Source organism: Nostoc sp. DedSLP03 (genome assembly GCF_034530815.1).
Taxonomy (GTDB): domain Bacteria; phylum Cyanobacteriota; class Cyanobacteriia; order Cyanobacteriales; family Nostocaceae; genus Nostoc.
In genome coordinates this window covers 1-16,097 of sequence record NZ_JAVRCK010000138.1, presented here as the reverse complement: position 1 = coordinate 16,097, position 16,097 = coordinate 1, and the positions used below count along the sequence as shown (strand labels likewise).

Here is a 16,097-nt window from a genome sequence, read left to right as displayed (position 1 = left end):
CCTCCGTATTATCTCGTAGTCTTTTTCAGAAATCAAATATGATTCCTATATCCCTGTTTGCTGCTTCAAACCTCAAAAATCTTCATCATCAACAAAAAATTCCGCATCGTCTTCCAATCGAGAATTACCCTGCCTAATACCAGCAAGTCCCCACAGAGGTTGCAGCAGTGCCATACCAATTAACCCGACAACGGCACTAAAAGCCAGCACTAAACCCATTGGTATCTGAATCGATTGAAATGTTAAAAACTTTAACGATACGGGTGTAGCATTTTGGACTGAAATAATTGCGATCGCGATTACCCAAACTGCAACAACTAGAGATGTCAAAAAAGGCGCGAAAGTTTTCATACTTTAATCGAAATGAGAAGTTAGAAGTTAGAAGTTATACCAATTTGAAAAAAGAATGCGACAGATACATACGGACATACCTTTGTTTTGTCTAGCTTTCCTAATTTTGAATTTTGAATTTTGAATTGGTATTAGGAGTTATATTTTGCTCGAAATTAGAAACGAGGAGTTAAGAATTGTTAATTTACAACTCTTAACTCCTAATTCATAACTCTTAACTTTTAATTCCTAACTCTGACAGATTAAACTGCTACTGCCTCTAGTTTAGCAATGGCACTCTCTAACTCTTGGGCGATTTGAGTTAGTTTTTCGGGAGTGTTGGTTTCTAGGTAGACGCGCACCAGTGGTTCTGTACCAGAAGGACGCAGTAAAACCCAGCTACCTTCTTCTAAATACAGCTTAATACCGTCTTTACGCCCCACTTCCTTGACTTTAATTCCTGCTACCTCTGTAGGTGGATTTTTAGTAAAGGAGTCGATGACGGCGGTTTTGTGTGCCTCTGTGAGGTGCAAGTCTAGGCGGTTGTTGTAAAGTGGGCCATCGGCTTCGGCGATCGCTTCTTTAACAAGTTGACTCAGCGGTTTGCCTTCATAGGCGATCGCTTCTGCCACCAGCATATCGGCTAATACCCCGTCTTTTTCGGGAATATGCCCAATAACACTCAAACCGCCTGATTCCTCTCCACCGATTAATACGGCAGTTTCGCGCATTTTTTCGCCGATGTATTTAAAACCAACTGCTGTTTCGTAAATTTGCAGCCCATTTTTAGCAGCGAAATTATCCAGCAGGTGGGTGGTAGCGACAGTGCGGACTATCGCGCCAGTTTTACCTTTGTTTTTGATTAAATGACGTGCTAGAAGCAACAGCACAGTATTCGGAGTCAGGACGTTTCCTTGTTCATCAACGATACCAAAGCGATCGCTATCTCCATCCGTTGCCAAGCCCAAATCAGCTTGATCTTGAACTACTGCTTCCACTAACTCAACTAACTGTTCTCCTTTGGGTTCTGGCATTCCACCCCCAAATAAAACATCTCTCCAATCGTGGAAACTTTCTAGTTGAACGCTACTATGTTGCAAAACTTCATCTAAATAGCCGCGAGAGGTAGAATACAAAGCATCGTACTTTACCTTTAAATTAGCGCTTCTGATCTTTTCTACATCAAGTAGAGTGTAGATAAATTGTAGGTAATCTGGTTTCGGATCGAAAATTGAAATTGAACCTGATGGGTTGCTCCCAGGCAACTCATCCGATGCACCTTCTATATTTGCCACAATAGTATCAGTAATCTCTGGAGTGGCAGGCCCAGCATAATCGGGTATATATTTAATTCCACAGTAGGGTGCTGGATTATGGCTAGCAGTAAACATTAACGCCCCAGCGGAATTTAGGTGACGGGCGTTGTAGGCAATTACTGGTGTGGGACAATCCCGCTCGGTAATTTTTACAGTCCAACCCAAGTCTGCTAATACTTGGGCCGCTGTTTGGGCAAACTGGTCAGCTAAAAAGCGAGTATCGTAGGCAATAAGTACTGGTCTATCTTTTGTGTAGGCTGTTTCTAAGTAAGTGGCGATTGCCCTTGTTACTTTTCTCACATTGGGGAAAGTAAAGTCATCGGCAATAATCCCTCGCCATCCATCGGTACCAAATTTTATCTTGCTAGACATTTTTGCCACTTGCTCCGGTACATTATCAGTACTATAAAAGCTTCCCGCAAAGCGTGTGTAGCAGCAAGTATCCTCCGAAGTTCTTTTCTAAGCAAGCCTTAGCTTAAACTTCTCCCCACCGTATTTTCTCTCACTGTTTCTGAGCAATGTCAACCCCCGATCGACCTTTTGCCAGTTATCACCTTTGGTCTCTAGTTGCCCCAGCGACTGGGCAAGAACGCTGGCACTGCCAGATGAGACGGGGGTTTATCAAAGCACGGCAACACGAACCACAAGTCAAAGCGCTTTTAACGCAAGCCACCGCGCCCCAGCGTATTGGCATACTAGCTCAAAAAGGCGTTTATGAGTTTCATCATCACAGGCATCTGTTGAAGCAAGCAGATGGCGTAGAAAGAGTTGCCCAGCTACTTAAATTAGGCAACTCAAGCGTTCAAGTCCAGCAACGCGTGCTGCAAATTTTGCAAAAATATCATGATTCGCCGTTGCTTTTGGATAAAGATATTATCCAATTAACTCCAGGTGATGAAGGCTTTCCTAAACCGATAGTAGTTGAACAAGAAGATTACTGCTTTCGCTTATACGCGGCTATGGACTGCGTTTTTATTGAGTCTGATAGCACTTTACATATTTTGGATTTCAAAACTGGTAAGTCGGCTTTTGACAAACGACAAGCATTAGTTTACTTAGTAGCTGCTCGTTATCTTTACCCCGGACGAGAAGCTGTTGCATCATTTTATAATTTAGAAATATGTAAAAAATCAGAGTTAATTAGTATTAACAATAGTGAATTAGAATCCTTAAAATTTGAGTTAGCGAATATTGCTCATAAGCACCAACACGATTTACAAAAATATCAGGAAGAAACTAGTAATTTCAGTAAAATATTTCCTCCTAACCCTGGCTCTCACTGCCGCTTTTGCCCATTTAACTCCATCTGTGAGTTTGCCGATTTTAAGCAGCATCAATCATATCCATTGCCCAGTTTAAGAAGTTTAAGAGTTAATAGTTAATTAGTTTATTTACCTTGGTTCCATTTTCAAAAAAAATTAATACAATACTCGTATTTTTACTGGACTGAGTTTCTTCTCCTATCAGACAACCTAGATATAGGATACATCGATTTTTATCTTTGGTTGTAAGGAGTTAAGATTAGTGCGATTAACGGCAAATAAATCTGTATTTAGATTAGTAGGAATTTCGACATTTCTTTTACTTCTCATTTTTAAAGGGACTTTACCTCAAACTGTTTATGCATTGCTGTCGTCTCTGGACGCTTGTGCTGTTCAAGCTGAATGTGCTGCTGCTGGCTCGGAATTAGCTCCTACTGCGAAGGCTGCAATTAGCACAACTAAAACTCAAAATGAGCAGGTTCCAAATAAAGCTCTGGAGAGATATTGTTCTTTTTATCCACTTAATTTGGTTTGTGGGCCACAAGGTCAATTTTCAGTTCTTTATAATTACAAATTTCATCAAACAGTACATTACAGGAGGTCTGGCTCTCCTGAAAAATTTGTAACTCATCACTTTCGGAGTTGGCGACCTGCACCAGGGGCAATTAGAAGTTTAGCTCAACCTCCAGGTATTGAATTTGGTGGTGGTTATCCTCCATCTGGTGATTATGTAACCTGGATTCATTTAAATGATGGAGATGGTAATAATCAAACTCGTGGAGTTGTTTATGAATACTCAACTGGCGATACCATGACATGGGATGATTATGCAAATTATTCTAACAATAAGATTGAGGGAGAATGGATTAGCGATGTGGTTCGTGTTGATATACCACCAGATAATTCATCTCGTTATGATAGGAAAGATTGACTTCAATAAAAGCATGATGTTGCTGTTCAATTAATAAATTTTCATCAAATTAGAGATTATTGGGATGAATGAGCTTTATACGCTTCTTCAAAAGATTAAAGAAAATCCAGTTATGTACATAGACAAGCCATCAATTACTTGTCTTCATTCATTCATAAATGGGTATATAGATGGTCTAATCACACTCGGATTTACTACAATAAACTCTTGTGGAATGGAAGGGTTTCAAGAGTGGATACAAGAAAGAGCAAAAACTAATACGACTCAATCTTGGGCTGGGATAATTCTCTCTTACTCTGGAAGCGAACGAGCTGCTTTTAATAGGTTTTTTGAAGAATTTGAACAGTTCTTAAAGCAGAAAGATGATTCAAAAAGTCAAAAGAGTGAAGAGATTTCAAGACTTAGTGAGAATATGAGTTTTCCTCAGTTTGATATTTACAACGAGATTCTAACTCATATAAAGAAAAGACCAGGAATGTATTTAGGAGCTAATTCACCAATTACTATACTAGATATGCGTTTGCGAGGATATAGTCTGGCTCGAAGAGAAGTTGGCGTACTTCCAACTGAGCCAGAAAGAGAATTTGAAGGTTTTCAATCATGGATTGAAGATAAATATGGAATTAACTCAGGTCAGTCATGGGCTAAGATAATTCTTTTCTATTCTGTAGATGAGCCGGAAGCACTACAGAAATTTTTTGAATTGTTTGAAGAATACTTGAATAGAAATAAGAATTCAGATGTAGACGAAAATAGCGGTTAACTAGAGAGTATTAGGGTGCGTTAGCCTACGGCATAACACACCCTACTCGCTAATTTTTCTATTGCATCAGATTAATTTGGTCATGTGAGTATTAACGCGATCGCTATTGCACCAGAATAGGTCTATTCAAAATGCTCATCACCTCGCCTGGATTGGGGCTTGGTAGCAGAGGACTCCAATCGCCAACATCTGCATAACCAATAATTTGCAAATAGTGAATTGTGCTGGTTACAGCTTTAGAAGAACCAATTAACAGATGTTTAAGTGGTTCTTTAAGAGGAGTTGCTTGAGAGGATATTTGATTGATGGTGAAATCAGCTCTTGACAAAAAGCCTTGTGTCATAAATCCCACAAGATAATTTGTACCTATTTCTGATGCTATTGTTGCTTGTTGAGCAAAGTATTGCTCAAACTCAGCCTTGGCTTGCATTTGTGTCATCATTTATTAATCTCCTAATATGGGGGTAAACATCAGCGATCGCTTTATTTGGTGTCCAGCCGGAGGGCGATCGCATTCCAACACTCACAATCATACTGCCTAAATAGGACAATCGGATAATAGGATAAACCACTAAATCAACATAGCCTAAAAAGCTGTGCAAAAATTAAGCGGTTGTAAGCTGTACAAGGTTGATGAGTGAAAAGAAGGAATTACGGGGCTATGTTTCTCCAGAGTTAAACCGATTATTTCGGGCTGTGGTAGCTCTCAAAGATAAAAACCTCAGCGATACGATCGCTGAGGCTTTAGAAGACTGGCTCAATAAACCTGAAAACCAGGAGCTAATTAAAAAGCATAATTTAGGTAAATAAATCGAAGAAATTCAAAAGGGTGGTAGTTCTTTAAGAATTGTAAACCGGATATGATTAATCGCTAAATCACCGATGGGGATATCTTCTTTGGTTAGCCGTTCACCTTGACTTGTCACCGTTTCAAAGGTGATGCCTTTGCCAATTTCAATGTGATACCAGCATAAGCCCATAAAAAAGCGCGTTGGATAAGGGCCACCTTCACCTATATCGTCAGGATTTGATTCCATTGGCAACCAACCAAAATTTGGGACGTAGAACTCCAGCCAAACATGATTGAAGTCGGGTTGTAACGGTACTCCCACAAAGTCACTATGGGGAGGACATTTATACCTGCCGACGGTACGGCAGGGAATGCCATTTAAACGGGATAAAGCAAGTAAAACGCCGACATATTCACCACAAGAACCAACACCCCGCTCTAAAACCGTATCTGGTGTATCAATGTAAGGTTTAATACCGTAGGATAATTCATCATAAACGTAGTTGCGGATGCTGTGCATTTTCCGCAGCACATTGGTTTCAGAACCAATCGCTTCTCTGGCGGCACGGCGAACAATTGTAGTATCCATTGCTAAATCGTCGTCGTCCACTAGGTAGCGTGTTTGTAATTCTGGGGACAGATCGGGTATATTTTCTACATCTCTGGGTGTAATCCGATATTTAATCCCTCGAACTTCCAAAAGTGCTTTCCAGCCAAATATATGCCGTTCGCCTGGGGCAAGAGAATCAAATTTAAAGACTGCTACGCGTTGCCCCTCTATCACTTCTTCGGTGAAGGGTATACCAATAGGTTCAACGTGTTTCACCTTTTGACGCTCAGTTTCCGATGGTAGGGCGATGCGCCATTCCACATCGGGTAAATAAACCTCGTCTAAGGGTGCAATTTCTTCAGCATAAGACATTTCAATCAGATAGCCATTAGAGAGGGCGTAACGCTTATCTGGCTGGTAATGATAATACAGAGGATGAATAAAAGTGCGATCGCGGAATGTTAGCTCATGACTCGGATCGGCATTGGGGTTATCCCGAATATAAGGCTCCTCTGAGGCGTAGGCGACGTAAATACTTTCTTTGCCTGTTTCGCCATTTTTATGAATTGCTATGCCTGTAGGACATTCAAAGGGTGTCAGGACGCTAAATTGCAGTTCTCCCGTGGCTCTGTCCATCGCGTAAACTGATTGTTCGGTGCGATCGCAAATCCATAGCATTTCTTGGTTAACTGCCAAATTCTCTATCCCAACTCCAGGGGCATAAAATCTGGTAATCTCTTTTCGGGTTTCGCGGTCAAAAACCAGAATGTAGCCTAGCCTTTGGCAACTAACATAAAGTGTTGTTTCCCAAACAGCAACGCCATCAGCGGCATAAGGCAATGTTACAAAATGTTCCAGATCCAAAGTGTTGAGCTTGCACGAGTAAACACTATTTTCTCGGCTTACCCACAGGGTATCATCCCACACCGCTAAACCAGTGACATCGATAAATTCTTCAACTTGATGGGGATTGAGAATTCTGCTGTTGTCAGAGGTAGGATCGATTTCCAGTAGATGCCCTTTAATACTGTCAATAGCAATCAGTCTATCTTTAATGAAAGTAATGCCACACAGGGCAGCAGCGGTAAGCGGTCGAATTGTTTTTTGCCCAAACATCTGGCTAACGGTCAAAGTGGGGAGTGCAAAACTCATAAAACCTTGTGGTAAGTGTAAAAAACCCTCACCTTTAGGTAGGAGAGGAAACATGACTCAAGCGGTTTTACCGCCGCCACACCAATCGCTTGATATAGGAAATCCTAGTCAAGCAATGGCTCCCCTGATCGGGGTAGATGAAAAATGCTGAGTTAAAAGACTGCCCACAATGGGCGTTGCTCTTACTAAGTACATCAATTAGTGGTTCTCGATCGCCACGTTGACAGCGGGGTACTAATAATTATCGGTACAATGTGTTCCGAAAAACTCTTTCGTGAGAAATAATACTATGTGAAAATAGGAGGAATTTACAAATATTAAAAATTACATATACACTCATACAACTGGGCGCGAGGCTTAATGTAACTTTAAAAGATGGAATTCCTGCCATCACTAAATTATGATCGAATTTTGTAACCATTTGCTGTGACCTACACGATGTCTGCCAATTCTCTGCCTGAAGGTGCCGCCGTTTGGCATAGTTTAGAAGTTGATAAAGCGCTAGACCTGCTTGATAGTAATGCAGACAGCGGCTTAACACCCCAAGAAACTCAACAGAGATTGCAAAAATACGGCCCTAACGAACTTGAAGAAACTGCTGGCCGTAGTACTTGGGAAATTCTGCTGGATCAGTTCAAGAACATTATGTTGTTGATGCTGATTGGCGTGGCTCTGATTTCTGGGTTTTTAGACCTAATGGCTTTGCGATCGGGCAGTTTGAAGCCTGGTGAAGTGCCATTTAAAGATACGATCGCTATCTTAGCAATTGTTATCCTCAATGGCATACTTGGCTACGTCCAAGAAAGCCGCGCTGAAAAAGCCTTGGCAGCCTTGAAAAAAATGACCTCTCCCTTAGTGCGCGTCATCCGTGACACCAGACTGGTGGAGATAGCAGCCAAGGAACTAGTTCCAGGGGATGTCATGCTGCTGGAAGCTGGGATGCAGATAGCCGCAGATGGACGCTTGATCGAACAGTCTAATTTACAAGTGCGTGAGTCGGCATTAACTGGTGAAGCCGAGGCGGTGAATAAACAGGCATCACTAAAATTGCCGGAGGAAACATCATTAGGCGATCGCTTAAATGTCGTCTTTCAAGGAACTGAAGTAGTCCAAGGACGTGCCAAGGTTCTGGTGACTAACACCGGCATGACTACAGAACTAGGCAAAATTGCCACCATGTTGCAGGCGGTGGAAAGTGAACCCACGCCTTTACAGCAGCGGATGACTCAACTGGGTAATGTCCTAGTTACAGGTTCTTTAATTCTGGTGGCGATCGTTGTTGTTGGCGGTGTCATCAAGGACGGAGGTTTTAAAAATATTCAAGAACTCTTGGAAGTTTCCTTGAGTATGGCGGTTGCTGTAGTGCCAGAAGGTTTACCAGCTGTAATTACCGTCACCTTGGCACTGGGAACCCAGCGAATGGTACGCCAAAATGCCTTGATTCGCAAATTGCCAGCAGTGGAAACATTGGGTTCTGTAACTACCATCTGTTCTGATAAAACCGGCACCCTGACTCAAAATAAAATGGTGGTGCAATCGATTTCCACCAATAATAAAACTTTTCGCGTCACAGGCGAAGGTTATGCTCCCACAGGAGATTTTCAGTTAAACAATCAAAAAATTTCTTTAGAGGAATCTCCAGAAATCTCTGCATTATCAGTTGCCTGTGCTATTTGTAATGACTCCGTATTGCAAAAAGAACAAGGTGAATGGGCAATTTTGGGAGATCCTACAGAAGGGGCATTAATTACCCTGGCGGGAAAAGCCGGAATTGAAAAAGACCAGTGGAACAGTAAATTACCTCGCGTTGGAGAGTTCCCCTTTTCCTCAGAACGGAAGCGGATGAGCGTGATTTCTCAGGTGGAGCAAGTCGCCACAGGTAAAGCATCTTCGAGAGGTGTTGACCCTGTTATTGCCAGTTTTCTGCAATCGGAACCTTACTTAATGTTTACCAAAGGTTCTCCAGAATTAATTTTGGCACGTTGCACTCAGATTCATTTGGGTAATGACACAGGCCGCTTGACTGAAGAACAACGCCAGAAAATTTTGGCAGAAAATGACCTGATGGCGAGTAAAGGTCTTCGGGTGCTAGGTTTTGCCTACAAACCTTTGTCAGAGATTCCACCGTCAGGTTCAGACGAGACATCCGAACAAGGCTTAGTATGGCTGGGATTGGTGGGAATGCTAGATGCGCCACGCCCAGAAGTCAGAGCAGCCGTGCAAGAGTGTCGAGAAGCAGGTATTCGCCCAGTGATGATTACTGGCGACCACCAATTAACAGCACGAGCGATCGCCACCGATTTAGGAATTGCCCAAGAAGGCGATAGGGTACTTACAGGTCAAGAATTGCAACGGATGACTGACCAGGAATTAGAGCAAAACGTTGACTTGGTAAGCATCTATGCCAGAGTTTCCCCTGAACACAAACTGCGAATTGTCCAAGCACTGCAACGCCGGGGTCGATTTGTAGCGATGACAGGTGATGGTGTCAACGATGCCCCAGCCCTCAAACAAGCCGACATCGGTATTGCAATGGGTATTACTGGCACTGATGTCAGTAAAGAAGCGAGTGACATGGTATTACTTGATGACAACTTCGCTACCATTGTCAGCGCCACCAAGGAAGGTAGAGTTGTTTATACCAACATCCGCCGCTTTATTAAATACATCTTGGGCAGTAACATTGGTGAAGTTCTCACAATTGCAGCTGCCCCCTTAATCGGCTTGGGAGGCGTTCCCCTAACTCCCTTACAAATTTTGTGGATGAACTTGGTGACAGATGGTTTGCCAGCCTTAGCATTAGCTGTGGAACCTCCAGAACCGGATGTCATGCAACGTCCGCCTTTTAGTCCCCGCGAAAGTATTTTCGCTAGGGGATTGGGTTCTTATATGATTCGCATTGGCATCATCTTTGCCATTATCAGCATTGCCTTAATGTGGTGGGCTTATCAACATAGTCATGCCCCAGGCTATCAAGGCGATCGCGATACTTGGAAAACAATGGTATTTACTAGCTTGTGTATTGCCCAAATGGGTCATGCGATCGCCATTCGCTCCAACAACCGACTGACCATTGAGATGAATCCCTTCTCGAATATCTTTGTACTAGCGGCTGTTGTCGTCACCACGATTTTGCAGTTGATGCTAGTTTACGTCCCACCCCTGCGAGATTTCTTTGGTACTCACTACTTGAATATGCAGGAATTGGGGGTTTGTATTGGCTTCAGCGCCTTAATGTTCGTGTGGATTGAAGCGGAGAAGATATTCTTGCGGATTATGGGCAAGAAGGCCGTTTGAAAAAGTGAGGAGTTAAAAGTTAGGAGTTAAAAGTTAGGAGTTAGGAGTTAAAAGTTAAGAGTTAGGAGTTAGGAGTTATGAGTTAAAGAACATTTTGTATTTAAAACTCAAAACTTAAAATTCCTCACTCCTCACTCATACCTTCTAACTCTTAACTTCTCACTCCTAACTTTTCCTTATGTACCTAAAAACTCTAAACCTCCGACAATTTCGCAATTATCAAGACCAAAAGGTTGAGTTTACTGCTGCCAAAACAATTTTGGTAGGTAATAACGCTCAGGGAAAGTCGAATTTGTTGGAGGCGGTGGAGTTGCTGGCGACATTGCGATCGCACCGAATCACCCGCGATCGCGATTTAGTTCAAGAAGGAGAAGCCATAGCTCAAATTGATGCCATCCTTGAGCGACAAACAGGTGTTAGTGACCTGACCTTGACCTTGCGCCGCAATGGTCGCCGTAGCGTTGCTCTCAATGGCGAATCTATCCGCCGTCAAATGGATTTTCTTGGCGTTCTCAATGCAGTCCAATTTTCCAGCTTGGATTTAGACTTAGTACGCGGCGGCCCGGAAGGTCGCCGCAACTGGTTAGATACACTATTAATTCAACTCGAACCAGTTTATGCTCACATTTTGCAGCAGTATAACCATGTGTTACGCCAGCGCAATGCCTTTTTAAAACGCCATCTAGAGACGTTGGATGCAACGTCTTTACAATCAGAACTAGCGCTGTGGGATGCACAGTTAGCTACTACAGGAACTAGGGTAATTAGACGACGCGATCGCGCTATCCAAAGATTAGCCCCCATTGCTACCACCTGGCACAGTAGTATCAGCGGCAGTACAGAAGTTCTACAAATCAAGTACGTGCCGAATATTCCTTTAGAGGATAACCAGCCAGAAGAAGTACAGCAAGCTTTTTTAGCAAAAATTCAGCAACGAGCCGTTGCTGAAATGCACCAAGGCACGACTCTTGTCGGCCCTCATCGAGATGAAATAGAATTAACGATTAACCAGACACCCGCTCGTCAATACGGTTCTCAAGGTCAGCAACGAACGCTGGTTTTAGCTTTAAAATTAGCCGAATTACAATTAATTGAAGAAGTCGTCAAAGAGCCACCATTACTATTACTAGATGATGTTCTTGCCGAACTAGATTTATCCCGCCAAAATCAATTACTTGATGCCATTCAAGACCGTTTTCAAACCTTGATTACTACTACTCATTTGGGTTCTTTTGATTCCCAATGGTTAAAATCTTCACAAATCCTCTTTGTGAAGGCAGGAGAAATAATGCAACATCAGTAATTTTAAAAATCATATTTATAATAATTTATAATTCGTATGATTATCTGGTATTCCCTTATTCCTATTTTCAGATAAAGGTAAATTAGGAAGCTCAATAACTCTATGTTTCTTAAGCATATTTTTTATTAAAAATAATAGATAGTTAATTATTGATTTCGTTTTTCAAACCTTTTAAAAACGTTGAGAACTAAAAAAGTCAGCATAGCGCCGATTAATCCTAACTGCCATAAACCACAGCCAGCAGCAATTCCCAATGCAGAAGAAACCCAAATAGCCGCTGCTGAGGTGAGTCCGTGAATTTCAAGTTGCTGTGATTCTTGGGAAGATTGACGCACAATTTCTCCAGCACCGAGAAATCCTACACCAGCTGCAATCCCTTGAATCACACGGCTAAGTGCATCGGGACTAGATTGCAGTCCTTTTGTTTGCATGATTATTAAGGTAAATAAGGCTGAACCTAAACTCACTAGCATGTGAGTTCTTAAACCCGCTGGTTTGCGCCTAATTTGACGTTCTAAGCCGATGATTGCTCCAATAAGCAATGCAATACATAGCCGGAAGCTGATATTCAGCCAATCATCAGTTGCAAGGTAGTAAGTGTTTGACAATGTTTAGTCTGATATGGAGAATTTTATATTCTAGGTTAAATTGTAATATTTTTATAAAAAAGTACAAAACTATTCTAATGTTTTATTAATGGAGTTTAATCCAATGGGTATAGTGCAATAACCTATCTCATATTTGGATTCTATCAATTCAGTAATGGTTTTGAAACTGAGAATTAATCTTTCTCATTATTAGGATTGTTTTTCAATAAAATATTATTTTGGCCAATGAATGGAGATTGGCATTGTTAAATTGTCACAACGATCGTAATTTGGGTAAACTACATGAATTTTAAGTTTATTAAATAGTTTTTTGGCTATTTAAAATGACTTAGCCAGAGAATTATACCTTAAATAGTTAGATTAACCCATACACTCAACAATTAAATATGATAAGGACATGTATAAGTAGAGCAAATCAGCTATACAGCGTATTTCAAGTTACTGAAGTACACAACGATTCGTCTCAAAGCCAGGTATAAAGCCTGTTTTACTTCTGACTTCTGAATTCTGAATTATCCTCTATCCTGCTTCAAAACCCATAACTTTGTAATTCATCCAAAAGAAAACTGCTGTCAGCCCTGAGTACTTTTTATTCAAAAGTCAGTGAATTAACCTGATAACATACCAAAAAGAAATGGCTGTGGCTACAAATAGACAACTAACAAATTGAGTGAATAAACTCTACTGGCTAGATCAAATTAAATTACAAGACCGTGCCAAAGTAGGTGACAAAGCCTTTTACTTGAGCAAAATTATCCAGCGTGGCTATCCGGTGATGCCTGGTTTTGTAGTTTCGGCAGAAATTTTGCGGCAATTTCTCGAAAATCTCAATAGTTCAGAATCATTAATAGCTGACTTACCCTATTCTTCGCTACACCTGGATGTCACTAATTGGCGGCAACTTCAGCAGGTGGCTAGTCGCTTGCGCCAAGAAATTCTGACTGCGACTGTAACCCAGGAGTGGGTGAGTCTAATTTTTCAAGCAGCTAGAGAATGGCAAACTAGCTGTTTAATTCTTCGACCTTCTTTGGGAGTATCAACTGCTACTCCAGGAATAAACAATATATCGGGTTTACTAGAGTCGGTATTTTGCCAGTGCGAACCAGAAGCGATCGCTTTGGCTCTAAAACGTACCTGGAGTCAAATATTTCGGGCCCGGAGTCTATTATATTGGCAGCACTCAGGAATTAATCTGCAACAAATTAATCTCGCAGTTTTGGTGCAACCTGTTGAAAATGCGATCGCTTCTGGCTCGCTCACAACCAATGCCTCTGGATGGGAAATTGAAGCTACTTTAGGATTAGGAATTGCGATCGCTCTTGGCGAAATACAGCCAGATATTTACTACATTCAACCAGAAACTGGGGCTGTACTTGAGCAACAACTGGGCAATAAAATGCTGGCTTATGGTGTTGATGATGCAGCATCTAAAATTTTTTTGCGACTCGTGCCGAACTCAGGGTTAACACCAGATCGCACCTGTCTGATTACTTATTTAATTCCAGAAGCCCAACAAAAACAGTACTCTTTACAAGAAGAATACTTACAACAAATAATTACTCTGGGAACTCAACTGGTAAGTGAACTAGGTAAAACTTTTACCATTAAATGGACTCTCGCTGGGCAAACTACATCTGGTAAGCTCTACATCACACAAGTTAATCCTTCGCAATCTATGATTCCCCACTCACACTTGATTCGGGGACTAGCAGCAGCCGGAGGACGGGTTGTAGCCACTGCCCTAGTAATTACTAATTCGCAACAGAAACCCGAACAACTACCGAAGGGAGTAATTTTAGTAGTTCCAACGATTACACCTGATTGGTTGCCATTATTGCAACAAGTTGGTGGTATTATCACTGAACAAGGGGGATTAACCAGTCACGCGGCAATTCTAGCGAGAGAATTAGGTATCACAGCAGTAGTAAACGTAACATCTGCCACAACTTTAATCCAAACTGGCGAACGATTGCTGCTTGATGGCGACAGAGGAGAAGTTTATCGCATCAAAGCAGACTCAAAGGAAGAGATGGACAAAGGCAGAGAAGAAAATCTTCTTATCTCCGATCGCCCCAACTCGAAAGCGCTTCATTCTGCTGTTACGTCTCATCTACCTATGATTGCTACCCAATTGCTGGTTAACTTGAGTCAGTCCACTTTAATAGAACAAGTGCAAAACCTGCCTGTAGATGGAGTGGGATTGTTACGTTCCGAATTGATGGTACTAAATATATTGAACGGGCAACATCCCAATAGTTGGATTTTAAGCGGGCGTCAGGCAGAATTGTTAGAGCTATGGTCTGAGCAGATTATGCAATTTGCTCGTGCCTTTGCCCCAAGACCAGTTTTTTATCGTTCTTTAGATTGGCGATCGCAGGATTTACCATCATTTAGTGATAGTTTACAATCTTCGCCCCAGTCAATGTTAGGCGAACGTGGCACCTTTAGTTATTTACAAAATCCCGCAGTCTTTGACCTAGAACTGCAAGCTTTGGTAAGTGTACAGCAAGCTGGTTACACCAATGTAAACCTGCTGTTGCCTTTTGTACGGACTGTAGAAGAATTTACTTTTTGCCGTCGCAAAGTTGAGCAAGCTTTTTTAACCGAGGTAGCGCAGTTTCAATTGTGGATGATGGCAGAAGTGCCAAGTGTCTTGTTTTTATTACCAGAATATGTGAAAGCAGGTGTGGCCGGAATTTCTATTGGTACAAATGACCTGACCCAATTATTGCTAGGAGTGGATAGAGAACAAGGACAGTTAGCAAAAGTATTTAATGAACGCCATCCAGCAGTTATGGGTGCGATCGCTCAACTGATCCAAATGGCTAAAAATGCTGGTATACCTTGTTCAATCTGCGGTCAAGCACCAGCCCTTTATCCAGAAATCATCGATAAGTTAGTGGAATGGGGTATAACTTCGATTTCTGTTGAACCGGAAGCAGTCGAACGAACATATCAAGCGATCGCTCGTGCTGAACAACGCTTAATTTTGGCAGCAGCACGCCGAAAACTTAATTAATTAGGAGTTAGGAGTTATGAATTAATTCTCACTGCTAATTTATTTAATGTAGCCAGTTTCGCGCAAAAACTTTCGTAAATCGGCAAAGAATTTGGTGCGGTCGCTTTTTTTATAAGCTTGTTGTACCCGTTGCCAACCATCCTATCCTTGGTTCAGCAGATATTTATCTGCCAGATAAGCTGCTAAAAAGCCCTTGCCATCATCGCCTTGTTGCCGTGCCTGGAGATAAGTTTGCCATAGCTCTGAGGTATGATTGGAGATTAATTTAGGATAGCTACGAGTCACATCGACCATTTTACCTTGGCGATAACGCCAAATTTGCAGGGGGTAGCCAGAAGCAGCATAAGCTGTAAAAGCATAGGCAAAGCGATCGTCTCGACTGTTAAACTCTGGCAATCCATCTTTGTCTAAATCTTTGAGTTGATAGCCACCATTGCCCCATTCATGACGAATCTTAATATACTTTTGAGATTTGCTGTCGTAGCGATAAATCAATGAATAAGTACAACAGTGCGCTCCACCTGTAAAGAAATCGGCAATTATTTCTGGTTCTTTGTTACCGTCCAAGTCTTGGATTGGTAAGTTATTTTCTTGTCCAGATATACTCCCTACAGGTCTGTCATATTCGTCTTCTTGCGGCAGTTTTTGATCCAAAACAGTTTTACCCGCGCGGATAATTTTCAACCGGATATTTTTATACTGATATTCCTCTGGTTTTTCGTAATACCAATTCTGTATGAAGATGCGCCAAACTACGTCAAACTTATAGATAGGTA

The 16,097-nt window shown here is 41.7% G+C and carries 13 protein-coding genes; 7 read left to right on the top strand and 6 right to left on the bottom strand.

All coding sequences use genetic code 11. The features are described 5' to 3' along the window. Nucleotides 1-72: 72 nt before the first annotated feature. Together RM368_RS35945 and RM368_RS35940 are read right to left on the bottom strand one after the other, a co-directional pair. Nucleotides 73-351, bottom strand: a complete 279-nt coding sequence (locus RM368_RS35945; RefSeq protein ID WP_322698481.1) for a LapA family protein — start codon at nucleotides 349-351, stop codon at nucleotides 73-75. 242 nt (nucleotides 352-593) lie between these two features. Further along, nucleotides 594-2,018 (bottom strand): phosphoglucomutase/phosphomannomutase family protein, encoded by a 1,425-nt coding sequence (locus tag RM368_RS35940; RefSeq protein WP_322698480.1) that lies wholly within the window; start codon nucleotides 2,016-2,018, stop codon nucleotides 594-596. Between the two features lie 146 nt (nucleotides 2,019-2,164). Here RM368_RS35940 and RM368_RS35935 point away from each other — a divergent pair, with 146 nt between their 5' ends. The 3 genes from RM368_RS35935 to RM368_RS35925 all read left to right on the top strand — a co-directional run bounded on the left by RM368_RS35935 (nucleotide 2,165) and on the right by RM368_RS35925 (nucleotide 4,602). Next, nucleotides 2,165-3,028, top strand: coding sequence for a PD-(D/E)XK nuclease family protein (locus RM368_RS35935; protein ID WP_322698479.1), 864 nt, complete (start codon nucleotides 2,165-2,167; stop codon nucleotides 3,026-3,028). Between the two features lie 142 nt (nucleotides 3,029-3,170). After that, on the top strand, nucleotides 3,171-3,839 hold the full coding sequence (locus RM368_RS35930; protein WP_322698478.1) for a hypothetical protein: 669 nt from the start codon (nucleotides 3,171-3,173) through the stop codon (nucleotides 3,837-3,839). Between the two features lie 64 nt (nucleotides 3,840-3,903). Then, a complete protein-coding gene (locus tag RM368_RS35925; RefSeq protein ID WP_322698477.1) occupies nucleotides 3,904-4,602 on the top strand; it encodes a hypothetical protein in 699 nt (232 codons plus the stop codon). Between the two features lie 103 nt (nucleotides 4,603-4,705). Here RM368_RS35925 and RM368_RS35920 read toward each other — a convergent pair whose 3' ends face one another. Beyond that, nucleotides 4,706-4,945, bottom strand: a complete 240-nt coding sequence (locus RM368_RS35920) for a hypothetical protein (RefSeq protein WP_322698482.1) — start codon at nucleotides 4,943-4,945, stop codon at nucleotides 4,706-4,708. A gap of 290 nt (nucleotides 4,946-5,235) precedes the next feature. Here RM368_RS35920 and RM368_RS35915 point away from each other — a divergent pair, with 290 nt between their 5' ends. Then, a complete protein-coding gene (locus RM368_RS35915; RefSeq protein ID WP_181373885.1) occupies nucleotides 5,236-5,412 on the top strand; it encodes a hypothetical protein in 177 nt (58 codons plus the stop codon). Nucleotides 5,413-5,423: 11 nt separating this feature from the next. Here the strand turns inward: RM368_RS35915 and RM368_RS35910 are convergent, their stop codons facing one another. Next, nucleotides 5,424-7,094: a transglutaminase domain-containing protein gene (locus tag RM368_RS35910; RefSeq protein ID WP_322698476.1), complete on the bottom strand. Its 1,671-nt coding sequence runs from the start codon at nucleotides 7,092-7,094 to the stop codon at nucleotides 5,424-5,426. 438 nt (nucleotides 7,095-7,532) lie between these two features. On the opposite strand from RM368_RS35910, the gene RM368_RS35905 reads away from it, so the two are divergent. After that, entirely contained in the window at nucleotides 7,533-10,391 is a 2,859-nt protein-coding gene (locus tag RM368_RS35905) for a cation-translocating P-type ATPase (protein ID WP_322698475.1), read from the top strand. A 178-nt stretch (nucleotides 10,392-10,569) separates the two neighbouring features. Further along, complete coding sequence (recF, locus tag RM368_RS35900) at nucleotides 10,570-11,694, top strand: DNA replication/repair protein RecF (protein ID WP_322698474.1); 1,125 nt, start codon at nucleotides 10,570-10,572, stop codon at nucleotides 11,692-11,694. Between the two features lie 146 nt (nucleotides 11,695-11,840). Here recF and RM368_RS35895 read toward each other — a convergent pair whose 3' ends face one another. After that, nucleotides 11,841-12,302 carry an MgtC/SapB family protein gene (locus RM368_RS35895; protein ID WP_322698473.1) on the bottom strand — a complete coding sequence of 154 codons (462 nt, stop codon included), beginning with the start codon at nucleotides 12,300-12,302 and terminating at the stop codon, nucleotides 11,841-11,843. A gap of 670 nt (nucleotides 12,303-12,972) precedes the next feature. Here RM368_RS35895 and RM368_RS35890 point away from each other — a divergent pair. Beyond that, nucleotides 12,973-15,321 carry a putative PEP-binding protein gene (locus RM368_RS35890; protein ID WP_322698472.1) on the top strand — a complete coding sequence of 783 codons (2,349 nt, stop codon included), beginning with the start codon at nucleotides 12,973-12,975 and terminating at the stop codon, nucleotides 15,319-15,321. Between the two features lie 141 nt (nucleotides 15,322-15,462). On the opposite strand, the gene RM368_RS35885 is transcribed toward RM368_RS35890, so the two are convergent. Then, the coding region (locus RM368_RS35885) for a hypothetical protein (RefSeq protein WP_322698471.1) at nucleotides 15,463-16,097 on the bottom strand (635 nt) is incomplete at its 5' end.